The 23,259-nt window shown below is 49.0% G+C and carries 24 protein-coding genes, 1 tRNA gene and 1 other RNA gene; 3 read left to right on the forward strand and 23 right to left on the reverse strand.

Features of this window, described 5'->3' with window-relative positions; translation table 11 throughout:
• From CRN96_RS11160 to secG, 9 genes are all read right to left on the reverse strand, one after another.
• Positions 1-108: cold-shock protein (locus tag CRN96_RS11160; RefSeq protein WP_143544319.1), on the reverse strand; the 108-nt coding region annotated here is incomplete at its 3' end.
• A 214-nt stretch (positions 109-322) separates the two neighbouring features.
• Positions 323-523: a cold-shock protein gene (locus CRN96_RS11165; protein WP_072709758.1), complete on the reverse strand. Its 201-nt coding sequence runs from the start codon at positions 521-523 to the stop codon at positions 323-325.
• A 185-nt stretch (positions 524-708) separates the two neighbouring features.
• Complete coding sequence (locus CRN96_RS11170; RefSeq protein ID WP_097042184.1) at positions 709-1,428, reverse strand: hypothetical protein; 720 nt, start codon at positions 1,426-1,428, stop codon at positions 709-711.
• A gap of 108 nt (positions 1,429-1,536) precedes the next feature.
• Positions 1,537-2,217 carry a hypothetical protein gene (locus CRN96_RS11175; protein ID WP_097042186.1) on the reverse strand — a complete coding sequence of 227 codons (681 nt, stop codon included), beginning with the start codon at positions 2,215-2,217 and terminating at the stop codon, positions 1,537-1,539.
• Between the two features lie 263 nt (positions 2,218-2,480).
• Positions 2,481-2,843, reverse strand: a transfer-messenger RNA (tmRNA) gene (gene ssrA, locus CRN96_RS11180).
• Between the two features lie 82 nt (positions 2,844-2,925).
• Positions 2,926-3,390: an SsrA-binding protein SmpB gene (smpB, locus tag CRN96_RS11185; protein ID WP_097042188.1), complete on the reverse strand. Its 465-nt coding sequence runs from the start codon at positions 3,388-3,390 to the stop codon at positions 2,926-2,928.
• Between the two features lie 6 nt (positions 3,391-3,396).
• Entirely contained in the window at positions 3,397-5,673 is a 2,277-nt protein-coding gene (gene rnr, locus CRN96_RS11190; protein WP_097042190.1) for a ribonuclease R, read from the reverse strand.
• 13 nt (positions 5,674-5,686) lie between these two features.
• Positions 5,687-6,436 carry an alpha/beta hydrolase gene (locus CRN96_RS11195; RefSeq protein WP_097042509.1) on the reverse strand — a complete coding sequence of 250 codons (750 nt, stop codon included), beginning with the start codon at positions 6,434-6,436 and terminating at the stop codon, positions 5,687-5,689.
• A gap of 114 nt (positions 6,437-6,550) precedes the next feature.
• Positions 6,551-6,781 carry a preprotein translocase subunit SecG gene (gene secG / locus CRN96_RS11200; protein ID WP_097042193.1) on the reverse strand — a complete coding sequence of 77 codons (231 nt, stop codon included), beginning with the start codon at positions 6,779-6,781 and terminating at the stop codon, positions 6,551-6,553.
• A gap of 262 nt (positions 6,782-7,043) precedes the next feature.
• Here secG and CRN96_RS11205 point away from each other — a divergent pair, with 262 nt between their 5' ends.
• Complete coding sequence (locus CRN96_RS11205) at positions 7,044-7,925, forward strand: nuclease-related domain-containing protein (protein ID WP_179647206.1); 882 nt, start codon at positions 7,044-7,046, stop codon at positions 7,923-7,925.
• A gap of 417 nt (positions 7,926-8,342) precedes the next feature.
• Here the strand turns inward: CRN96_RS11205 and eno are convergent, their stop codons facing one another.
• The 10 genes from eno to CRN96_RS11255 form a co-directional block, all read right to left on the reverse strand.
• Positions 8,343-9,644 carry a phosphopyruvate hydratase gene (gene eno, locus CRN96_RS11210; RefSeq protein ID WP_097042198.1) on the reverse strand — a complete coding sequence of 434 codons (1,302 nt, stop codon included), beginning with the start codon at positions 9,642-9,644 and terminating at the stop codon, positions 8,343-8,345.
• A 79-nt stretch (positions 9,645-9,723) separates the two neighbouring features.
• Complete coding sequence (gpmI, locus tag CRN96_RS11215) at positions 9,724-11,253, reverse strand: 2,3-bisphosphoglycerate-independent phosphoglycerate mutase (protein WP_097042200.1); 1,530 nt, start codon at positions 11,251-11,253, stop codon at positions 9,724-9,726.
• Positions 11,250-12,005 carry a triose-phosphate isomerase gene (gene tpiA, locus CRN96_RS11220; protein WP_097042203.1) on the reverse strand — a complete coding sequence of 252 codons (756 nt, stop codon included), beginning with the start codon at positions 12,003-12,005 and terminating at the stop codon, positions 11,250-11,252. Before tpiA ends, gpmI begins: the two co-directional genes overlap by 4 nt.
• Positions 12,006-12,022: 17 nt before the next feature.
• Complete coding sequence (locus CRN96_RS11225) at positions 12,023-13,210, reverse strand: phosphoglycerate kinase (RefSeq protein WP_097042206.1); 1,188 nt, start codon at positions 13,208-13,210, stop codon at positions 12,023-12,025.
• A 100-nt stretch (positions 13,211-13,310) separates the two neighbouring features.
• Positions 13,311-14,309 (reverse strand): type I glyceraldehyde-3-phosphate dehydrogenase, encoded by a 999-nt coding sequence (gene gap, locus CRN96_RS11230; protein WP_097042209.1) that lies wholly within the window; start codon positions 14,307-14,309, stop codon positions 13,311-13,313.
• Positions 14,310-14,331: 22 nt separating this feature from the next.
• Positions 14,332-15,291: a sugar-binding transcriptional regulator gene (locus CRN96_RS11235; protein ID WP_245844668.1), complete on the reverse strand. Its 960-nt coding sequence runs from the start codon at positions 15,289-15,291 to the stop codon at positions 14,332-14,334.
• 173 nt (positions 15,292-15,464) lie between these two features.
• Positions 15,465-15,722 (reverse strand): glutaredoxin family protein, encoded by a 258-nt coding sequence (locus tag CRN96_RS11240; protein WP_097042213.1) that lies wholly within the window; start codon positions 15,720-15,722, stop codon positions 15,465-15,467.
• A gap of 2 nt (positions 15,723-15,724) precedes the next feature.
• Entirely contained in the window at positions 15,725-16,177 is a 453-nt protein-coding gene (locus CRN96_RS11245; RefSeq protein WP_097042215.1) for a threonine/serine exporter family protein, read from the reverse strand.
• A gap of 12 nt (positions 16,178-16,189) precedes the next feature.
• On the reverse strand, positions 16,190-16,981 hold the full coding sequence (locus tag CRN96_RS11250; protein WP_097042217.1) for a threonine/serine exporter family protein: 792 nt from the start codon (positions 16,979-16,981) through the stop codon (positions 16,190-16,192).
• Between the two features lie 214 nt (positions 16,982-17,195).
• A tRNA-Arg gene (locus tag CRN96_RS11255) sits at positions 17,196-17,267 on the reverse strand.
• Between the two features lie 153 nt (positions 17,268-17,420).
• On the opposite strand from CRN96_RS11255, the gene clpP reads away from it, so the two are divergent.
• On the forward strand, positions 17,421-18,014 hold the full coding sequence (gene clpP, locus CRN96_RS11260; RefSeq protein WP_097042219.1) for an ATP-dependent Clp endopeptidase proteolytic subunit ClpP: 594 nt from the start codon (positions 17,421-17,423) through the stop codon (positions 18,012-18,014).
• A 100-nt stretch (positions 18,015-18,114) separates the two neighbouring features.
• Complete coding sequence (locus tag CRN96_RS11265; protein ID WP_097042221.1) at positions 18,115-19,029, forward strand: TIGR01777 family oxidoreductase; 915 nt, start codon at positions 18,115-18,117, stop codon at positions 19,027-19,029.
• A gap of 362 nt (positions 19,030-19,391) precedes the next feature.
• Here CRN96_RS11265 and CRN96_RS11270 read toward each other — a convergent pair whose 3' ends face one another.
• The 4 genes from CRN96_RS11270 to rapZ all read right to left on the reverse strand — a co-directional run bounded on the left by CRN96_RS11270 (position 19,392) and on the right by rapZ (position 23,133).
• Positions 19,392-20,138 carry a SurA N-terminal domain-containing protein gene (locus tag CRN96_RS11270; protein WP_097042223.1) on the reverse strand — a complete coding sequence of 249 codons (747 nt, stop codon included), beginning with the start codon at positions 20,136-20,138 and terminating at the stop codon, positions 19,392-19,394.
• 170 nt (positions 20,139-20,308) lie between these two features.
• Entirely contained in the window at positions 20,309-21,256 is a 948-nt protein-coding gene (gene whiA, locus CRN96_RS11275; RefSeq protein ID WP_097042225.1) for a DNA-binding protein WhiA, read from the reverse strand.
• Positions 21,257-21,266: 10 nt separating this feature from the next.
• Entirely contained in the window at positions 21,267-22,262 is a 996-nt protein-coding gene (locus CRN96_RS11280) for a gluconeogenesis factor YvcK family protein (protein WP_097042227.1), read from the reverse strand.
• On the reverse strand, positions 22,249-23,133 hold the full coding sequence (gene rapZ, locus CRN96_RS11285; protein ID WP_281254136.1) for an RNase adapter RapZ: 885 nt from the start codon (positions 23,131-23,133) through the stop codon (positions 22,249-22,251). Before rapZ ends, CRN96_RS11280 begins: the two co-directional genes overlap by 14 nt.
• Between the last annotated feature and the right edge of the window lie 126 nt (positions 23,134-23,259).

Genomic DNA, 23,259 nt, shown 5'->3' on the forward strand with positions numbered 1-23,259 from the left:
GTCAGCCTGGATAGCTGAGAAATGTACGAATACATCGTCACCCTGCTCCTGTGTGATGAAACCAAAGCCTTTTTCGCCGTTAAACCATTTTACTGTTCCTTCATTCATAGAAAAAACCTCCTAGTGCTTTTGCACTCAATATTTGTTCGTGTAAATTAATTTCTTTTAAGAGTTTTTCAGATGAATGAAAAAATTAAAATTTGTTAATTTAAACTACTCTTAGAATATTACACCATCTTGACTAATATGTCAAGGGGTTTGTTGAAACTAATCAAAAAGGACGGCCACAGGCCGTCCCCTCAAGTTTTATATGATTTGTAGATTAAACAGGTGTAACGTTAGTCGCCTGTGGACCACGCTGACCTTCTTCTACTTCAAATGTCACTTTTTGACCTTCTTCAAGAGTTTTGTAACCATCAGCCTGGATAGCTGAGAAATGTACGAATACATCGTCACCCTGCTCCTGTGTGATGAAACCAAAGCCTTTTTCGCCGTTAAACCATTTTACTGTTCCTTCATTCATAGAAAAAACCTCCTAGTGCTTTTGCACTCAATATTTGTTCGTGTAAATTAATTTCTTTTAAGAGTTTTTCAGATGAATGAAAAAATTAAAATTTGTTAATTTAAACTACTCTTAGTATACTACAGCATATTTACCGATAAGTCAAGGGGTAGTCACGAAATTGTATTATGTATCATACAAGTATCTCATTCTATTAGTTTTACATCAGCATAAATTAACTTAGATACATTAAATACTTTTAATGTTTCACTTTTATAGCTTCCTAATATCAATTTCAAATAATCTGGAGTCATGCCTTTTTCCCCGACACTCAAGTCAAAGCTATATCCAAATCCATTTTCCTTAGCATGTATGTTAAATGCGATAGCTAGATTAGCCCCAGTCATGTCTTGATAATGTTTTACATAGTGTTCATACTCATTGTTCTCGATTTTTACAGGATTTTCAAAATCATAAATTTTAGGTATTAACGTAATATGAAAATCTTGATAACCACTTTCTTTTAATTTTTGTGATTCTATTAACTTTTCAACGCTATTTTCACTAGAATTTATGTATTGAACATTGCGATATAAAACAGCATTTAAATTTTCTTTGATATTTTTAATATCTGTATTACTACTAGCTGCGCCTACTTTTAAATCTTCAATACCATTAACATTTTCAGAAATGCTATTTAAAAGACTCTTAGTGTCAGCATAATTTTGAGAACTTCTATTAGTTTGTTGATATGAATATATTATAGCAACTATCGCTAATAAGATAGAAATTATTGTCCCAGCAAAGGTTATATAGTTTATTAATATTTCATTTTCACCCAAACTTTTAGTTGCAAAATAAATTGTTAGAATAACCATACCTATTAACCAATAATTGTAATCTTTAGAAGAAGGGAAATTCTTCATTATATCCTCCTTTTCATTAGACCTTTTTATACTATCAGATGCTTTTATTCTTAATAACTTTGATTTGTGAAGTTGTAACTAGAAATTGACTTCTTCTTTAATAAAAAATTAGTTGTTTCTCTTTAGTTTGGAAACAAGGATTAATGATAATAAAATTGTAAGTAAAAGAATAATAGAAAAACTCACGCCAACTATTGTTACTAAACCTAAGTCCATAATTCTTTCAATTTCAATATAAAATTCCTCTCTAAAAGAATATAGTGTGATAATAAATATTCCCATATATAAATATACCAACATCACTAATGATATAACTTTTCTATTTTGAAGAATTGAGTTATTCTTAGGCTTCCTTTTTCTTAAAAAGTCGTCTATTCCATCTTCTGCCTCTTTCATTAGTTCTTCTTCAACTTTATTCCTCTCTTCATTACCTTTAATTTTTGAGATTCTGTCTACAATACTTTGTTTTTCTTCATTATTAAACGTTACATTATCTATTAACCGCAAAATTATAATAGATCTAAATTGATGTATTGTATGCATCTTGTCTTTTTTAACCTCTAGCGTCTTCGAAACACCTTCAATAACACTTTCTAAAATAAAATCATTAAACTCTTTATGAGAAAACATATATGTAATAACTTTAGAAATAACCATATCGTTTGCTTTATTGACATTACTTTTATTTCTATACTTCGTAATAAAATATTCAAGTATATAAAAAAGGCCTGAAACTAATAAGGTACTGATTAATGCAATAACAAAGGGATTTGACAGTAATTCATTCATATTCCCAATCAGCCTCCTAAGTATAATAATTCCAATTATACCAAAATAGTCTGCAATATAGACTAAGTTCAATACATATGTATAAGTAATTACGAAAAAATGATTTGTTCATTCTAATCTACATTACATTTCTATATTTAGAAATAGAATTCACATTTATTATAAAATGGCTGAAAATCATGTTCAAGTGGTTTTGAGTGGTAGTGGTCATATGGTGGTCGAGGCAAATAAAAAAGGCTCAACCACAAGGGTGTGAGCCTATTATATGGAGACGGCGGGAGTTGAACCCGCGTCCAGAGACTTTGACACATTTCTTTCTACGTGTGTAGTTCATTTTTCAGTTTCGCATGGATCAAGGTAATGAACAGACCTTCAAATCCATGCTAGTCTTATTGGTTTCCGCATTGGGTCTTAAGACGGCAGACCCAGTGCGTATCCTGCTAAGGTTGAATCATCGTCATGGGCCGCAGGATTACCCATGGGATGATGCAGAGTGCTCTTAGGCAGCTACTGCGAAATTGTTTTGTTTGCCAGTTATTATAAACTGAGTATCGTTTATGACGGAGCCGAAACCTCCGACACGCTTAAAATGCTCAAACAGCCCCTGTCGAATCCGGAACGTCCCCGGATTAAAAAGCCTCGATATTTTCGAGTGAAGTATATTATAGCAGGAATGCCCGCATATTTCAACCCCGTATGCTCACGGCCCTACCTCATGCGGTCCTTCATCGCGCGGTCCGCTTCGAGCTTCATCTGCCTGCGTTTCGAATCCTCACGCTTGTCGTATTTCTTCTTACCTTTCGCCACGCCGAGCAGCACTTTGCAGACGCCGTTCTTGATGTAGAGTTTGAGCGGGACCAAGGCGTTGCCCGTCTCCTGGATATGGCCCGCAAGCTTGTCGATCTCCTTTTTATGGAGCAGCAGCTTCCGTGTGCGGAGCGGATCATGGTTGAAGCGGTTCCCTTCTTCATACGGGGCGATATGCATGTTGTACACATACATTTCGCCCTTATAAGTCTTGGCATAGGCATCGGTGAGGTTCGCGGATCCACGCCTGATCGACTTGATTTCCGTCCCCTTCAGCGCGATGCCGGCTTCCACTGTCTCTTCAATTGTATAGTCGTGTCTTGCCTTCCTGTTCTGGGCAAGTGGTTTCGTATGTCCTTTTTTCATAATGCACTACTTCTTCCTTTGTCCTTTTTTGGCCGGTGCTTTATAGAAAGGCTTCTTCCCGCCCCTTTTATCACCCTTCTTCTTGTTATCGGAAGGTTTATTTTTCGCTCGGATCTCCACCGGTCTTGAACGTCTTTCTGCTTTCTGTCTCTCCGGCATGCCGATGACCCTGAAGTCGATCAGTCTTTCCGGAATGTTCACATCCATCACTTCTATCTCCACCGGGTCCCCGATCCTGAACACTTTTCCGGTGCGCTCCCCGATGAGCGCCATGCTGCGCTCATGGAACTGGTAGTGATCATCCGTCATGTTCGACATATGGACGAGGCCTTCGATCGTATTCGGCAGCCCGACGAACATTCCGAAGTTCATCACACCTGTGATGACGCCTTCGAACGTCTCACCGATGTACTGCTTCATGAACTCCGCCTTCTTCAAATCATCCGTGTCGCGCTCGGCATCCTGGGCGCGGCGCTCTCTTTCTGAAGTATGTTCAGCCGCTTCCGGCAGCCATGAATTGACTTTGTTGACCGTCTTGTGATCCGTCCTGCCTTCAATCAGGTACTTGCGGATCAGCCTGTGGACGATCAGATCCGGGTAGCGTCGTATCGGTGAGGTGAAGTGTGTATAGAACTCCGTCGACAGTCCGAAGTGCCCGAGGCTTTCCGGCGAATACTTCGCCTGCTGCATCGAACGCAGCATCAGCGTGCTGATGACCAGCTCCTCCGGCCGGCCTTCGATCTCCTCTAAAATATCCTGGAGCGCATTCGGGTGGATCTCGCTGCCTTTCCCCTTCACCACTATGCCGAAGGTTGAAATGAAATCGAAGAACTTCTTGAGCTTCTCCTCTTTCGGGTCTTCGTGAATACGGTAAAGGAACGGCACATCCATCCAGTGGAAATGCTCCGCCACCGTTTCATTGGCCAGCAGCATGAATTCCTCTATCAGCTTCTCACCCGTGCCGCGCTCGCGTATGACCACGTCTTCAGGGACGCCGTCCGGGCCGACAAGGACCTGGGCCTCCTTGAAGTCGAAGTCGATTGCGCCGCGGCGGTCCCTTTTCTTCCGGAGGATCGCCGCAAGGTCGCCGGCGTCTTTGATCATCGGATATACGTCACCGTACTCGGAAATCAATGCCTGATCTTCATCTTCCAGCATCTTGTTCACCGCTTCATAAGTCATGCGGCGGTTCGAGTGAATCACACTCGGGAAGATGTCATGGTTGACCACATTACCGTCATCGTCCACTTCCATGCGGCAGCTCATCGTCAGGCGGTCGACATCCGGATTCAGGGAACAGATGCCGTTCGACAATCTGTGCGGGATCATCGGGATGACACGGTCGACAAGGTAGACACTCGTCGCACGGTCGTATGCCTCTTTATCCATCTCCGAATTTTCCTTGATGTAGTAGCTCACATCCGCGATGCTCACGGTGAGCTCATAATTGCCGTTGTCCAGCCGCTTCACCGCAATCGCGTCATCCAGGTCCTTCGCATCGGCGCCGTCGATCGTGATGGTGTTCTCATGTCTCAGGTCCTCGCGGCCCTCCAGCTCGCCCGGCTGGATGCTGTCAGGCACATTTTCCGCCTCGTTGAGCACAGTGTCGGGGAACTCGATGTCGATGCCGTGATTGTAGATGATTGAGAGTATATCGACGCCCGGGTCGTTCTTGTGCCCGAGGATCTGGATGACATGGCCTTCCGGGTTGTCGTTTTTCCCTTCCGGGTAATTGGTGATTTCAACAAGCACTTTATGGCCGTCCACCGCACCGAGATGCTGGCCCTTGGGAATGAAAACATCCGTCTTGAACGTTTTGGAATCCGGCAGGACGAAGCCGAACGACTTGTTGTCCACATACTCGCCGACGACCTTCGTGATGCCCCGCGTCAGGATGCTTGTAACATTCCCTTCCACCTTCTCGCCGGAAGAGTCGGCCGCAACTTCCACGAGCACAGTATCTCCATCAAGCGCACCGTTGACCGCAGTCGGCGGGATGAAGACATCATCCACCTCCTCCTCTTCAGGCCGCAGGAAGCCAAACCCCCGCTTATGCATGGAGAGCTTCCCTTTGACGAGGTTCGTCTCGGTCACCTTCATATACTTGTCCTTTTTGGTGCGTACGACGATGCCTTCTTCCTCAAGAGCAACCATCACTTTGACCACTTCTTTGAAGTCCTCTGAATCATGGGCATCCAGTGCTTGTATAAAGTGATCGATCGTCACCGGTTTGTACTCTTCTTTGTTTATGATGTCCAAAATCATTTCCCTGTAGTTACTCATGAGAATACCTCCATTATATTATCTCTTCCATAAATCCATATATATCATCGAACAGTTCTTTTTTATCTTCATCTATTGTGAGCACATGCCCTGAGTTTTCATAGAACTTCAGCCTTTTCTCGGAAGGGTCGGTCGATATGCCGTCATGGATGACATTCGCCGATTCCGGGTCGATAACCTCATCAAGCGCCCCCTGGGCGGTGAATACCGGATCGAAGACATCTTCAAGCGATCCCCTGGCCCGGTCGATCATCACGTTTATGTCGGACAGTGTATCATGAGCGTCGCCGAGACTTGCTTCCAACTCGTTATCAATCGTCTGCTGGTCTTTATTTTCAAAACGCTTTTTGAAGTTTTGGGCATATGTCTTATAACTTAATAATAGCTCATCGTGCGATTTCATAAACATCGGGCTGCATATCGCGGCTGTGCCGATGGTGTCCCGGTCCTGTGAGAGAAGGAGTGCGAATACGCCGCCGAGGGAGACGCCTGCTGCGAAGATTTTGTCGTATCCTTCGGATTTCAGGAAGTCGTATGCTTCCAGTGTCTGCCGGTACCATGTGTGCGGTGAAGATTGTAGTATGTTTTCAGGCGGCGCGGCATGGCCTTCATAATTGAAGGAATATGATGTGATGCCTTTCTTCTGCAGATGGCGGCCGAGCTGCCGCACGTCCGATGTGTTGCCTGTAAAGCCGTGCAGCAGCAGCACTGCGTATTCGGACCCTTCATCAAAATAAAATTCTCCGGGCATTTTCACGTTCATCATGGATATCCCACTTTCCGATTGTTACTTCAATTGTACGTTAAAGTGCGGGCAAACAAAAGAAAAAGAAAACCCTGCAGTATGGAGGGTTTTCTTTCGACTTTTTTCATTCGATTAGCTGACGTAAGTCAGTAAAAGCATTATTAAGAAAAATAGTATGGATAGAATCACAGTTGCCCTGTGCAGCACGAGATCCATCCCGCGTGCCTTCTGTTTACCGAATAATTGCTCTGCCCCGCCACTGATTGCACCCGAAAGGCCGGCGCTTTTTCCTGACTGTAGCAATACCACTGCAATTAATGATATACAAACGATTATCAACAATACGATCAAAGCTGTTTGCATGTGGTAGTCCCTCCAATAAATATTAACATTAGGAATCATAACAAAATCGGTGTATAAATGCAAGTTGCCGGGATTTTTGTAAAATGGCAGATTTCGTGTTTTTGGGGGTGAATTCTGCGGGTTTTTGGAAATCTGTATGCTGCTTTTAACAGTTTTTCATTTTCTGTGTGCAGATATTGAATTGTTGCGTTTTGACAACAATTTGGATGGATTTTAAATTTGAGGGTGGAAGGGGATGGTTATCCTGTTGAGACATAAGCCGATGAAGCTGGAACAGCTTGAGATAATGAAATGCCGGGCAGGCGTCGGGGGCGCGGAACTGAACGAACTTGATAATCTGAAGCTCGGGTGGGAGGGTGAAGGCGAGATGGATGCGATGATCGAGTTCGTGATCCGTGGCCGGAACTGCATCCATTTGAAGGATTACAGATTTTCGGTCAATCAGGCTGCCGGTGACGGGAAGATTGTTCGGAGCTCCAGTGAAGTGCAGATTGATAATGTCCTGATCGCCGGGGACCGGATCTTCACTTTCGAAGTGAAGAAGTATAATTTTGACTTGATTTACGGTGATGAGGTGTGGACGTATACGAACGGGGAGAAGTTCAAGAATCTGATGCAGCAGGTGTCGAGGCAGAATGATGCCTTCCGCCATCTTTTGAAAAAGTCGGGTGCCGGAATGGAGGTCTACAGCTGTCTGGTGCTCATCAGCCCGGCCCAGACGATCTACAGCCTGCCTTACGGGAAGAACATACTGGTGCACAGCGCAGTCGGCAAATTTCTGGAACGGGTTGTGCGTGATAATCGATACTCCTACGACAGGCTCGCCGGTTTTTTGGAATCGCGCCGGGTGACGAAGTCGATGTATGATGCGCCGGTGAATGTCGAGGTCGATGAGCTGCGGGGCGGTGTGTTCTGTGAGAATTGTTATGTGGAGTTGGAGCGTTTGGGGAGAGACTGCTTCTCCTGTCCAAGTTGTAATGAAGATTTTGATTTGCTGAGTGTCATCCAGAGATTAATTCACGAGCTCAGGATATTGAACAGTGATTGGCCTATTAATTCTCTTATACTTTCAAAGTACAGCGGTAATCAGATTTCAAGCTCCTATATACGGACACAAAAGCGCCTTGGAAACTTAAAGTATTAAATATTTTCTTTAAAGTTAGTTTGAGATGACATGAAAAATATAAATAACACCCTTTCATGTCATTCAAACTTTGTTAATGGCATGACTACTTATCATTAGCTCGATTCATGTCATTTTATATGCATTACTGACATGAAGATTGGCTAATTGGGAGTTTCACGCCAATATCTCTCACTTTATGACACGAGATGTACAACCACGGCTGTTTGGTGTCATTTTATTGTCATCTTTGGCATGATACTTCTAAAATATGAAGTTTCATGTCATTTTATATTTTTTATTGACACCAAATTTAGCCATCTAGTAATTTCGTGTCAATTCCTCTCATCGGGACGCACAAAAGCTCTCGAGACGCTCATTTCATGTCACCACCCACACAAAAAGCCCCCCGCTTCACAAGAAGCAGGGGGCTTTATTCTACACTTCCTCCAGGTTGAAGAAAGAGTCTAGGCCGTCATATTTGGCTGTTTCATATAATTCGTCTTCGATGCGGAGCAGCTGGTTGTATTTGGCGACGCGGTCCGTACGGGACGGGGCGCCTGTCTTGATCTGTCCGGCATTCACCGCAACTGCGATATCTGCAATCGTCGTATCTTCCGTTTCACCGGAGCGGTGGGAGATGACGGATGTGTATCCTGCACGCTTCGCCATTTCAATGGCTTCGAACGTTTCGGTCAATGTACCGATCTGGTTCACTTTGATCAGGATGGAGTTGCCGACGCCTTCTTCGATGCCGCGTGCGAGTTTCTCGGTGTTCGTCACGAACAGGTCGTCCCCGACGAGCTGCACCCGGTCGCCGAGGCGGTCGGTCAGCAGCTTGTGGCCGTCCCAGTCGTTCTCATCCAGTCCGTCTTCAATGGAAATGATCGGGTATTTATCGACCATTTCAGCATACCAGTCGACCATCTCCTGGGATGTGAAGGTCTTGCCTTCTCCGGACAATTCATAAACACCTTTTTCCACATTGTAGAATTCAGATGAAGCGGCATCCATTGCGAGGCGTATTTCCGTACCCGGCTCGTAGCCCGCTTTTTCAATCGCTTCTATGATCGTCGAGAGTGCCTCCTCATTCGAGCCGAGGTTTGGTGCAAATCCGCCTTCATCACCGACAGCGGTGTTCAGACCTTTTTCACTCAGCACTTTTTTCAGGTTATGGAATATTTCAGTACCCATGCGCAGGCCCTCTTTAAAGCTTTCGGCACCTACAGGCATGATCATGAATTCCTGAATATCCACGTTGTTGTCCGCATGCTCACCGCCGTTGATGATGTTCATCATCGGCACCGGCAGCTGCACAGCATTGAATCCGCCCAGATATTTATACAATGGTTGTCCAAGGAATTCTGCGGCCGCTTTCGCCACAGCTATGGATACGCCGAGGATTGCATTCGCCCCGAGCTTGGCTTTGTTCCCGGTGCCGTCAAGTGCAATCATCATCTTATCAATGGAGACCTGCTCCAGCACGCTGAACTCTCCTTCGATCAGTTCAACGGCGATCACTTCATTGACGTTTTCTACAGCTTTTTCCACGCCTTTGCCCATGTAGCGTGTATCGTCCGCATCACGCAGTTCAACGGCTTCATATTCACCTGTCGAGGCGCCGGAAGGGACGAGTGCGCGGCCGAATGCACCGCTTTCAGTCAGCACTTCCACTTCAACTGTAGGGTTTCCGCGGGAGTCAATCACTTCGCGGGCATAAACATCTGTAATTATTGGCATATCGATATCTCCTTAAATGTATTTGTTCTCTCTCATTATGTGAGAAAGAGTGAATAATTTCAACAATAATAAAAATCCGTCACTCCCGTATCAGGCTTTCACCCGTCATCTCTTCAGGCTGCCTGATTTCCATGAGGTCGAGCAGCGTCGGCGCGATGTCCGCAAGGATGCCGCCGCTCCTCACTTCGACGCCTTCTTTGGTCACGATGATCGGGACCGGGTTGGTCGTATGTGCGGTCATCGGCTGGCCATCGACCGTCGTCACCTCATCCGAGTTGCCATGGTCCGCAGTGATGACGGCGGCACCGCCCTGGGCGATGATCTCGTCCACGATCGGGCCGAGGCATTCATCCACCGCCTCGATCGCCTTCACGGTCGGCTCGAACTTGCCGCTGTGGCCGACCATATCCGGGTTCGCAAAGTTCAGCACCACCAGGTCCAGATCTTTCCGGGCGAGTTCCTCAAGGCAGGCATCCCGCACTTCATAAGCGCTCATCTCGGGCTGCAGGTCATAGGTCGCCACTTTCGGCGAATCGATGAGCACACGCCGTTCACCTTCAAACTCCCGGTGGCGCCCGCCGCTGAAGAAGTAAGTGACGTGGGGGAATTTTTCAGTCTCCGCTGTCCGGAGCTGTCTGCCTCCCGCGTCCGCCACGACTTCACCGAGCGTGTTCACGAGGTCTTCCTTCTCAAAGACGACATCTGCGACGATATCGTCACTGTACCGGGTGAAAGTCACGAATTTCAGGTTTGAATACTTCCGGTCCATCTCGAATTCGATGAAATCTTCATTCGTATATATTTCAGAAAGCTGGGCCGCCCGGTCCGGACGGAAGTTGAAGAAGATGACGGAATCATTGTCCTTCACGCCCGTCCCTTCCTTATCGTCGTAACCTTTTACGACGAAAGGCGCGACGAACTCATCATATACCTCTTCATCGTAGCTTGCCTGCACGCCTTCCGCAGCACTTTCATATACCGGGCCGCGGCCGTTCGAGATTGCATGATATGCCTTCTCACCGCGGTCCCAGCGCTTATCGCGGTCCATCGCATAGTAGCGGCCGGAAACTGTGGCGAATTCGCCGATGCCGATCTCCTTGAAGCGGCGCTCTGTCTCCTCTATGAATCCGAGGGCCGAGCTCTGCCCGACATCCCTGCCGTCAAGGAAGGCATGGACATAGACGCGTTTGAGCCCTTCGTCTTTTGCGAGTTTCAGCAGTGCGAATAAATGCTCGTAATGCGAATGAACGCCGCCGTCACTGAGGAGTCCCATCAGATGGAGTTCACTGTCTTCCTCCTTCACATGGCGGATCGCATCAAGCAGCACCCGGTTTTCGAAGAAGTCGCCGTCCTCAATCGCCTTGTTGATCCGCGTAAGGCTCTGGTAGACGATGCGGCCGGCACCGATGTTCAGATGCCCGACTTCGGAATTCCCCATCTGACCTTCCGGGAGGCCGACATCCAGGCCGGCCGCGGACAGTTCATTGTGCGGGTAGCGGTTGAAATAACGGTCGAAGTTTGGTTTATGTGCGGCCTTCACCGCATTGCCCTTCTCTTCGGCCCGGTTAGCAAAACCGTCCAGTATGATCAAAGCCGTCGGTTTACTCATCGCCTTGCACCTTCCAGGAGCGCCATGAAATCATCCGGTGCGAGGGATGCACCGCCGACGAGGGCGCCGTCGATATGCTCCTCGGCCATATATTCCCCGATGTTTTCCGGCTTCACACTGCCGCCGTACTGGATGCGCACGGCTTCCGCCGCCGCATCACCGTAGAGGGATGCAATCTTTTTACGGATGACGCCGCACATTTCGCCCGCATCCCCGCTTGTAGCGGATTTGCCTGTGCCGATCGCCCAGATCGGCTCATAGGCGATGACAACCTTTTTCACCGCATCCGCCGGTATATCAGACAGTGCATGCTCAACCTGGCCTTCGACGACGGAAGCATGCCTTCCCGCCTCGCGTTCCGCATCCGATTCACCGACGCAGACGATCGGGATCATGTTCTTATCCAAGACGGCATGGGTCTTTTTATTGACCGTCTCATCCGTCTCGTTGAAGTGTTCCCTGCGTTCCGAGTGGCCGATGATGACGTAGTCCACGCCGAGGTCTTCGAGCATCGCTGCAGAGACTTCGCCTGTGAACGCCCCGCTGTCTTCATGGTGCGCATTTTCCGCACCGATGCCGAGCTCGAGGTCCCGTGCCCTCTCGACCAGCCCCGGCAGATGGATGAACGGCGCGCATATGGCGCTCTCCACTTCATCCTTTGCCGGCAGCTTCCCAAGGTTTTCGATAAACTCCTCGCCTTCTGAAATCGTCTTGTTCATCTTCCAGTTTCCTGCAATAAATGGTGTCCTCATTATAATCCTCCTATGATCTACTTGTCATTGATCGCTGCAAGCCCCGGCAGCTCTTTACCTTCAAGGTATTCGAGCGATGCACCGCCGCCTGTGGATATATGTGAAAAGTCGTCTTCGTAGCCGAGTGAAGCTGCCGCTGCAGCCGAGTCACCGCCGCCGATGATCGTCGTTGCATCCTCAAGGCCCGCGAGCGCCTTGCAGACACCGATCGTGCCGTGTGCGAAGTTTTCAAATTCGAAGACGCCCATCGGTCCGTTCCAGACCACGGTTTTGGCATCGTCAAGGTGCGACTTGAACGTCTCGACCGTTTCATTTCCGACATCAAGCCCCATCATATCCTCAGGGATGTCATCGACGGAGACCGTCCTGTGAGTCGCGTCCTCCGCGAATTTGTCCGCGACGACCGCATCGACCGGCAGCACGATCTTATCCCCGCCGGCATCAAGCAGCGACTTCGCAAGGTCCACCTTGTCCGCCTCAAGCAGGGATGTGCCGATCTCCTTGCCCTGCGCCTTGAAGAATGTATAGGCCATGCCGCCGCCGATCAGCACTTTATCCGCCTTCTCGAGCAGATTTTCGATGACGCCGATCTTATCCGACACTTTAGCACCGCCGAGTATCGCAACGAAAGGACTTTTTGGCTCATCAACCGCACCGCCGATGAAGTCGATCTCCTTTTGCATCAGATAGCCGGAGACCGTCTCGATGTTTTGTGCGATGCCGACGTTTGAAGCATGTTCACGGTGGGCCGTGCCGAATGCATCATTGACGAACACATCGCCGAGCCCCGCCCAGTAACGGCCGAGCTCCGGATCATTGCCGGATTCCTTTTTGCCGTCCAGGTCTTCGAAGCGGGTGTTTTCAAATAAAAGGATCTCACCGTCGGCAAGCCCGTCCACCGCACGCTCGAGTTCCTCCCCGCGCGTTTCGGGGATGAATGTGACCGTCTGTCCCAGCAGTTCGCCGAGCTTCTCCGAAACCGGCTTCAAAGTCTTGTCTTTTTTATCTTCTTCGGTCTTTATTTTCCCAAGGTGGGAGAATAAAATGACCCGGCCGCCCTGTCCGAGCAGATATTTGATGGTCGGCAGCGCCTGCACGATACGGTTGTCGTCCGTGATCTCCCCGCCTTCCATCGGTACGTTCAGGTCCGCACGGAGCAGCACCTTCTTGCCTTTCACTTCAATGTCTTCAACAGTCTTCTTCATGACATGCCTCCTAAATTGTTCATTGTTTTCATTATACCCAATTTAAGCCTGCAGAAAAATAAAAAACGGATGGAATACCTCCATCCGTCATAATATTGAATTATTTTGCCGTCATGTGGTTCAAAGTGCGGACGAGCTGTGCAGTGTAGGACATTTCATTGTCATACCATGCAACGGCCCTGACGAGCTGTTTGCCGTCGACTTCGAGTACACGCGTCTGGGTCGCATCGAATAAAGACCCTTCCTTGATGCCGATGATGTCGGCAGAGACGATCGGATCTTCATTATAGCCGAATGAAGGGTTCGATGCGTTCTTCATCACGCTGTTCACTTCGTCTTCCGTGACATTCTTCTGAAGTGATACCGTCACTTCTGTGAGTGAGCCTGTCGCAACAGGTACACGCTGTGCGCCGCCGTCGAGCTTGCCTTCAAGTTCCGGCAGCACGAGGCCGATCGCTTTGGCCGCCCCTGTGGAGTTCGGCACGATGTTCTGGGCTGCGGCACGTGCACGGCGGTAGTCGCCTTTCCTGTGCGGTGCATCCAGTGTGTTCTGATCACCCGTGTATGCATGGATCGTCGTCATCAGGCCTTTTTCGATGCCGAATTCATCATTCAGCACTTTGACGACCGGTGCGAGGCAGTTCGTCGTACATGATGCTGCAGATACGATTTCCTCATCACCATCGAGCGTGTCTTCGTTCACACCGTACACGATCGTCTTCATATCGCCTTTGCCAGGTGCCGAAATCAGCACTTTCTTCGCCCCGGCTTCAAGGTGCTTCCTCGCACCTTCTTCGTCGGTGAAGAAGCCGGTGCATTCAAGGACGATATCCACATCCAGATCGCCCCAAGGCAGGTTCGACGGGTCCTCCTCGGTGAACGACTTCACTTCCTGGCCGTTGATCTTGAAGCCGTTTCCGAGCACTTCGATGTCGCCTTCAAAACGGCCCTGGGTCGTATCATATTTGAACAGGTGCGCAAGGAATTCATCATCGGTCAAGTCGTTGACCGCCACGACTTCCATATCATCGTAATTCTGGATTTCCCTTGCTGCAAGCCTGCCGATTCTTCCAAATCCATTAATTGCTACTCTAACCATAAAATATGGCCTCCTTATATTTTTATGCCAGTAAATGACCGGCAATGACTTCGTCAATGATCAATATCGTATTTTCCGGTGCCAGCTTCAAATAAGCTTTCACCGCTTCTTTCTTGCTTTCACCGCCTGCAACTGCAAAAATGGCCTCTTTTTTTCCAAGGTCCTCAAGCTGCAGTCCGATGGTCGTCACCTTATGGACCAATTCCCCGTCAGCATCGAAATAAAACCCGAACGCTTCGCCCACGGCCTGACCTTCAGCCAGTTTCTGCATGGTCGCTTCATCCACATTCCTGCGCCGTGCCATTTCAAAGGCATCGCCGATGCCATGGATGACGAATGACGAGCGTTCATTCAGTTCGATGATCTCGCTCACCATCGGCTCTGCCTTCAGCGACTGCAGTGAAGCTTCGCTGATGCTGTCCGGTGCGTATAACATCCTGTGCTGCCCTTCCGTCGCTTCCGCCAGATACCCGACGATGGAATTCGACTGGTAGGCGACCTCTTCACCGAGGCCGCCCCTTGCAGGGATGAACAGCAGGTCTTCGTGTTTCGGCCTTAAGAACTTGCTGACGAGCGCCATCGTGGATCCGCCTGCAACGGACACCACCGCACCCGGAAACAGCTGCTCCGTCAATTGTTCAGCCGTGAGTTTGGCGAGCTCCTCCTTGACGAAGGGGTTCTCCTCCGCATCACCGCGGACGACGATGATGTCTTTCAGAGAATATCGATCCTTCAGCTGGCCGGCGAGGTCGTTGCGGCTTTCAATCAGCGTGAGGAAAGGCTCCACTTCACGCAGCACTTCCCTGCCGCTGCCCGACAAAGAGATGCCTTTGGCATCCACTTTGATCAGGTTCAGTGCCGCCAGTTCCTCGACTTCCCTGCGCAGCACCCTTTCCGTCATACCCAGCTGCTTCGACAGCGTCCTTCTGCCGATCGGCTGTTCTGCTCCGATGTAACCTAAAATATCAAGGCGTTTCAACATGTGAGATAAAATATCGGGAACTACGCTTTTCTGGATGTCAATGAGTCTCTGCCACATATCATTATCCACCTTTCGCTATAGTGAGACAAAAACCGTCCCACCAGGGACAAAAAAATTGCATCATTAATATATCAAAATTATATATAACAATGCAATCTTTTTGTATCCGCTATTCACTTACCCTTAATGGCTTTTATATAATCATAGATCTGGACGAAATCGAGGATGCCCTCCTGGATGACTTCGGAATCATGCTTCAGCACCGGGACCCTCACCATGTACTCTTCCTGCAGTGCATCATCATGGTCGATGTCGATCTTATTGATCCTGACATCCATCTCCCTGAGCTCCGATAACGCAACTTTGATCTGCAGCAGACCTTCGTCGCATAATCCGCACCGTTCCCTCATATAATAATCCAACTTCAACACAATTACTCACCTGTCTTTAATTTTGATAAAATCGTATTTACCAGCGAATGGAACATCTCCGATGTGATGATGCCGAGTGCGATCGCACTGGCAATGAGTGCTGCTTCAATCCCGTATGAAATCGCCAGCTGATAGTTTTCAAGCACCACGTTACGCATCGCCTGGTAGGCGATTCCGCCCGGGACGAGCGGGATGATCCCGCATGTGATGAAGATGACGAGCGGCATCTTCAAATACCTCGCATTATAGATTGACACTGCAGTCAGCACGATGCCGCCCGCAAAGCTCGAGACGATCTGTGTCACGCCCATATCCATGAAAGTGAAATATACAAGCCATCCCGCAGCACCGGTCAGCCCACAGCTGATGAGCGCCCGCCTCGGTGCATTGAAGAGTATGCCGAAACCCATGGAGGCGAAAAAGCTTAAAATAAACTGATAAACGAACACCGCCATCCAACCGCCTCCTTAAATGATCATGAACACGAGCGCAACCCCTGCGCCGATCGCAAATGCAGTCAAAGTCGCTTCCGCACCTTTCATGATGCCGGCGAGCAGATGGCCCCGGATCATCTCACGTATCGCATTCGTGATCAGGACACCGGGCACAAGCGGCATCACTGAAGCGATGATGATGGTGTCCATGTTGGCACCCGGCCCGTATGTAACGTAGAGAAGAGCGGTGAGCGCGATGAACAGCGACGCGAAGAATTCCGTGAAGAATTTGACCTTCGTGAAACGGAGGATCCCCTCCATTATGAATACGCCGAGCGCACCGCCGAACGCCGCCGCCGGCAGATCAATGAGCGCACCGTCGAACAGCAGGAGGAACATGAAGCCGACCATCCCGCCGGTCAGCACCATCAGCCACAGGGGGAATACGAGTGATTCATGGATCCTCTCAATTTTCCTGATCGCCGATTTAAGCGGCATGCCGGCGGAAATATCGCGGGATAAGTTATTGATCACATCCACCATGCCGAGGTCGTTGGCACGTTCATCAATCCGCACCGTCTGCGTCAATGCATGCTCGTTCATGGAGAAGATGATGACGGTCGGTGTGACGAACACCTGGGGATTGCTGATGCCGTAGCTGTTGGATATGCGCATCATCGTATCTTCGATGCGGTATGTCTCCGCACCGCTCTCAAGGAGCAGCTTCCCGCAGTTCAAAGCTACAAAGAAGACATCCCGCACATAACTTTCCTTCAGGTCATCATTGGGTTCGTCGATAATTTCCATATCATTCAGCACATTCATCACCTGCTTTTCACAGTGAATAAAAATCGGCACCAGGGATCATTTTCAGTCACAAGTATACATTGGATGCCGGATGATTTGAAGCGATTGATTTTTATTGTAAAAATTACACTACTCTGGTACGTTGTATGCATGAAGCATCCAAAAGAAATAAAAAAACAGCCATAACCCTTGAGGATTATGGCTGGATCATTTGTCCAAAGACTTTACGCAGCGCCCCCAAAGAGAATCGAACTCCTATCTCAAGAACCGGAATCTTACGTGTTATCCATTACACCATGGGGGCCCGATCAATATTCAAGCCGTTATGTATTTCAGACCATAACCATTATAGCATACATTTTAGAAATGAAAAGCCGGTTTTATCTTTTGACCTTATTTGACTAATATGATATAAATAAATCAGCATTAATATTATACAAAACACGGAGGGAAAAACATGAACTTAATACCTACAGTGATTGAACAGACAAATCGCGGAGAACGTGCTTATGACATTTATAGTAGATTATTAAAAGATAGAATCATCATGATTGGAACAGGCATCGACGACAACGTCGCGAACTCGGTGGTGAGCCAGCTTTTATTCCTGCAGGCACAGGACCCTGAAAAAGACATTTATCTTTATATCAACTCACCTGGCGGCAGTGTCACGGCCGGAATGGCGATCTATGATACGATCCAGCACATCAAGCCGGATGTCCAGACGATCTGCCTCGGCATGGCTGCTTCCATGGGCTCATTCCTGCTCGCAGCAGGTGCGAAAGGCAAGCGCTTTGCATTGCCGAACGCTGAAGTGATGATCCACCAGCCACTCGGCGGTGCACAGGGTCAGGCGACTGAAATTGAAATTGCCGCCAAGCACATCCTGAAAACCCGCGAAAAATTGAACAAGATCCTCGCTGAGAGAACAGGCCAGTCACTGGACAAAATCGAACAGGATACGGACCGCGACTTCTTCATGTCAGCAGAAGAAGCGAAAGAGTACGGCCTGATCGACGAAGTGATGGAACCTGAAAAGCTCCAGGGATAATATTGGTGCCATATGTCATTTTGACATGTGGCACTTTTATTTTGTCATCTTTTCGGGTATGAGACTAGAAACTATACGATTTTAAGGAGGCACCCCATCAATGAACATATTAATGACTGGAGGCACGGGCCTGGTCGGCTCCCATGTGCGCGATGCACTGGTGGAGGACAGGCACCACGTTTATATATTAAGCCGCGGGGAGCACACAAGCGACCATCCTTTCATCCATTACATCAAATACGACCCGGATAATGTATCTGATCTGAGCTTTGCGGAATCACTGCCCATGAATATCGATGCCGTCTATAATTTTGCAGGCGCGTCGCTGAGCAAGATGTGGACCGACAGCCATAAGGAAGCGATCCTTGATTCACGGATCAATGTCACGACACTCCTTTACAATTGGGCTGAGCAGGCGGAAATAAAACCCGGCGTCCTGATCAATGCGAGTGCCGTCGGCTATTACCCGACGAGCGAAACCGTGAGCTATACCGAAGACGACGCATTCAGCCCTTCGAATTTCCTGTCGTCGGTCGTGACCGCTTGGGAAAATCAGGCGCTCAGATTTGAGGCTCTCGGGACGCGGGTCGTCCTCGGCAGGTTCGGCCTGGTACTCGATAAAGACGACGGCGTGCTGCCGATGATGGCGCTGCCGTTCAAATTCGGGGCGGGGGGCAAAATCGGGTCAGGTGACCAGTACTACAGCTGGATCCATGTGGAGGACCTCGTTAACGCACTGCTTTTTGCGATGGCGGATACGGAGCTTTCAGGCCCGGTCAATATGACCGCCCCCTCGCCGCTCAGGCAGGCACACTTCGCCAAGTATCTCGGCATGGCGCTCGGCAGGCCGACTTTTGTGAATATGCCGGGGTTCATCTTCGAGAAAGTTTTAGGCGACCAGTCGATAATGCTCGTCAAGGGGCAGAAAGTCATCCCTCAAAAGCTGCTCGCCCAGGAGTTCAAATTCAACTATCCGAGCCTTGATGTCGCCCTTGATGAAATATACGGAGAATGAGAAAAACCCGCCGGGACTCTTTTGATGAGTCCGGCGGGTTTTATTTTGTTTCGTGACACGAAAGTCAGGTAAAGTCCCCGCTCGTGTCACAATCAGGCCGTCCGTGACACGAAACCCGGGAAAAGTCCCCGTTCGTGTCATATTCAGGCCGTCCGTGACACGAAACCCGGGAAAAATCCCTGTTCGTGTCATATTCAGGCCGTTCGTGACATGAAACCCGGGAAAAGTCCCTGCTCGTGTCATATTCAGGCCGTTCGTGACACGAAACCCGGGAAAAGTCCCCGCTCGTGTCATATTCAGACCGTCCGTGACACGAAACCCGGGAAAATCACCCGCTCCTGTCACACTCAGACAATCAGCAATTAAATATGGATCGTCACATCTGCTTCTTCACGCAGTTCGTCTGCGAGATCCTGTGCAGCCTGGACTTCTTTCTCCCTGGAAAGCTGCTGTTCGATCTGCGGCTTCACATCTTCGAATTCAGGCGTCTCGGAGTCTTCCCCGGCATCTTCACGTGCCGCGATCTGCTCGTCATAAACTTCCTGCATCTCTTCCTCGGTCGGTTCAGTGTCGCCGGATTCCTCGGAAATCAGCTGCTGCACCTTAACCTGGTTTGCAAGCTCATTCCTAAGTTCCTCTTCACTCATGCCGCCTTCTTCCATGGCGCTGATGAATTCATCTTCCGATTCCATGCCGTTCATTTCAGTGAGCTGGCTGAGGAGCTGGTCCACATCTTCTTCGGATGCTTCCATATCACGGTTGTCCGCTTCCATCGCAAGCAGCTTCTCAGAAACGAGACCTTCCGCAACCTGCTCCTTCAAAGCATCCTCATCGATTTCCTCACCCGTCATCTGCTGCATCATCGCAGCCTGCTGGAACTGGGCAGTATACACCTGCTCAAACTCATCCTTCGTGATCTCCTCGCCTTCCACTTCAGCAACGACATCCGGCACATCTTCAAGATCCGGTTCAGGCATCTCTTCCGCCTCTCCGCCTGCGTGCCCTTCCTCTGCAGTCTCTTCCTGTGCTTCTTCTGCGTTGTCATCGCCGCATGCAGCGACAAGTGTCATCGTGGCCGCAGCCGTTATCATCATCAACCATTTCTTCATTATTGTTTCCTACCTTCCAAATCGTTATCGTCCGTCATTTTACCACAGGAGCATTCCATTTCAATTCAAATGGTATGCCTCCCGTAAATATTTCCTCCCAAATATGACCATCCGGTGTCAAAATTAAAATCCCGGATGAATCATCATTCCGGGAAAATAAAAACCATGAGCTATTTGAAATCTATTGTCTCGCCGCTTCTTATCTTCTCTGCGATGTTGTCGAGCTTCCTCAGCCTGTGATTGACGCCGGACTTTGAAATCGCGCCCGATGACATCATCTCACCGAGCTCCTTCAAGGAGACATCCTGATGCTCGACCCTCAATCTTGCGATTTCCTGCAGTCTTTCCGGCAGTTCATCGATGCCGATCTCATCGTCGATCAGATGGATGTTCTCCACCTGGCGCATCGCGGCACTGATGGTCTTGTTGAGATTTGCCGTCTCGCAGTTGACCAGCCTGTTCACGGAGTTCCTCATATCACGGACGATGCGGACATCTTCGAACTTCAAAAGTGCCTGATAACCGCCGATCAGGCTCAGGAATTCCGCGATTTTTTCGGCACCCTTCAAATAAGTGATGTAGCCGCGTTTACGTTCTATATATTTTGCATTCAGATCGTAGCCGTTCATCAGTTCGGTCAGGGCGATGGCATGATCTTCATAGAGCGAGGCGATTTCCAGGTGATAGGCGGAGGTTTCCGGGTTGTTCACCGAGCCGCCGGCGAGGAATGCCCCCCTCAAATAGCTTCGGATGCAGCATTCCTTCTTCTTGATATCCTCATCGATCGTATGGATGATCATGCCGTCTTCGATGATGTTCAAATCTTCGAGGACCTTATGTGCATCCTTTTTCACCCTGCTGATATAGACGTTGTTCTTCTTCAGCTTCATCTTTTTGCGGACGAGCAGCTCTATATCCACACCGTACACTTTTTTGATGAGTGAGAATATGCGGCGTGCAATCGCCGCATTTTCGGTCTGTACGTTGATGATCCAGTCGCCGTCGAAAAAGCTGAGCGCGCCGTTCATCTTGATCAGCGCGGATAATTCACTCTTCTTGCAGCATGTATCCACATCAACACGTGTAAGTTCATTTTTCATATCTGATGCAAATGACATTTCATCAACCCTAACTTTGATCTTTATTCGCGCGATACTGCAGTGTGCCGATCTCCCTCAGTGCAATATCGTAAATCATTTCTGCGATCACATCGTTGTTATGCCTGACCGCCCCGTCGGAATCGACACTCACGAGATTTTCATGGGTGAGGACGGAGACGCCCATTTCCTCAAGTTCCTTCTGATCACTCGTCACGACGGACATCCCGTTCTCCTTGTAGTAGTCGGATACGTCGGAGGTGATGTTCCTTTCATTCTGGATGATGTAATCGAAGATATTTTTGCCCATGTGCCTGTTGATCGCCTGTAGATGGTCGGAAGCCGTGTAACCGATCGTTTCGCCCACCTGGGTCATGATGTTGGACACATAGACTTTTGTGCATTCGGAACTGATGAGGGCCTCCTTCATCCCTGAAGGGAGCAGGTTCGGGATGATGCTCGTGTAGAGGCTGCCGGGCCCGAGGACGATGATGTCCGCTTCTTCGATTGCCTGGACGGCCTCGGGGGTCGCGATCGTGTCTTTCGGCAGCAGGAACACTTCCGAAATCTGCTGGTGGACTTTCGGTATGTAGCTCTCACCGATGATGATTGAGTCATCCTGCATGCGGGCGGCGAGCTTTGGGCTGAAATTGGTCGATGGGATGACCGTGCCGCGCACGTTGAGGATGACGCTGAGCTCTTCGACAGCGAGCGCAAAGTCTCCCGTCATATCGTACATGGCCGCAAGCATCAGGTTCCCCAGGGCATGGCCGCTGATTTCATTTTTCTTGAATCTGTAATTGAACAGGCTCTCAAGCTTCGATTCCACATCGGATAAGGCGGACATCACGTTCCGTATGTCACCCGGTGCCGGCATATCGATCTGGTCGCGTATGATGCCTGTGGAGCCACCGTCATCAGCAACGGAGACGATTGCTGAAACTTCCACCGGATACTGCCTCAAACCACGCGCTAAAACACTCAATCCGGTGCCGCCGCCGACCAGTGTGACCCTAATTTTGTTCATTTCTGACGCCTTCAATCAGAGCATCCCGGTGTTCGGTCACTATTTTGAAATCATAGTATTCCCGGAGCTCATCTGCCAGCCGTTCCGCTAGCGCGACAGAACGATGCTGGCCGCCTGTACAGCCGATGCCGATGACCAGTTGTGATTTCCCTTCCCTTAAATACTGCGGGAGGAGGTAACGGATCATATCCAGCAGTTTCGTATAGAATATATTGGTTTCCTTGAAGCCCATCACATAGTTATAGACCGGCTCGTCAAGCCCTGTGTAGGGCTGGAGCGCATCCACATAATGCGGGTTCGGGAGGAAGCGCACATCGAACATGAGGTCTGCATCTATCGGCACGCCGTGCTTGAAACCGAAACTCAGTATATTGACGCTGAAGCCGCCATCCCCGTCGCCGGTGATTTCCTCAAACATCCTGGCACGCAGCTCCTTCGGCTTCAATTCGGTCGTATCGATGATTGTGCCCGCCCTGTATTTCAGTTCATCGAGCAGTTCCCGCTCTTTTTGGATCGCCTGCAGCACGTTCATGCCGTGATCCAGCGGGTGGGAACGCCTCGTCTCTTTGTAGCGTGCGACAAGTTTTTCGTTCGTCGTATCGAGGAAGATGATTTTAAGGTTGATGTGCGGGTTATCCTGCACTTTTTCAAGTTCGGATACGAGTGTATCGAATAATTCCTTGCCCCGGAGGTCGATGCCGAGTCCGACGTTGTCCATCCTGCCTTCGGTCGTCTCCATCAGCTCGACTATTTTCGGAATCAGTATCGGCGGCAGATTATCGATGCAGAAGATATCCATATCTTCCAGTGCTTCCAGCGCGACGGATTTCCCGGATCCGCTCATACCTGTGAGAATGATCAAATTCTTCAATGGCTCCACATCCTGTTTTCTTAGTCTTATTTCATTTTACATGATTAATAACCCGAACTAAAGCATACAGACGGCAATATCACAATCGCATCCACCGCCTCCGGCACCCGCCCTTCCATGAAAGCA

It is taken from the genome of Salinicoccus kekensis (assembly GCF_900220995.1).
Taxonomy (GTDB): Bacteria; Bacillota; Bacilli; order Staphylococcales; family Salinicoccaceae; genus Lacicoccus; species Lacicoccus kekensis.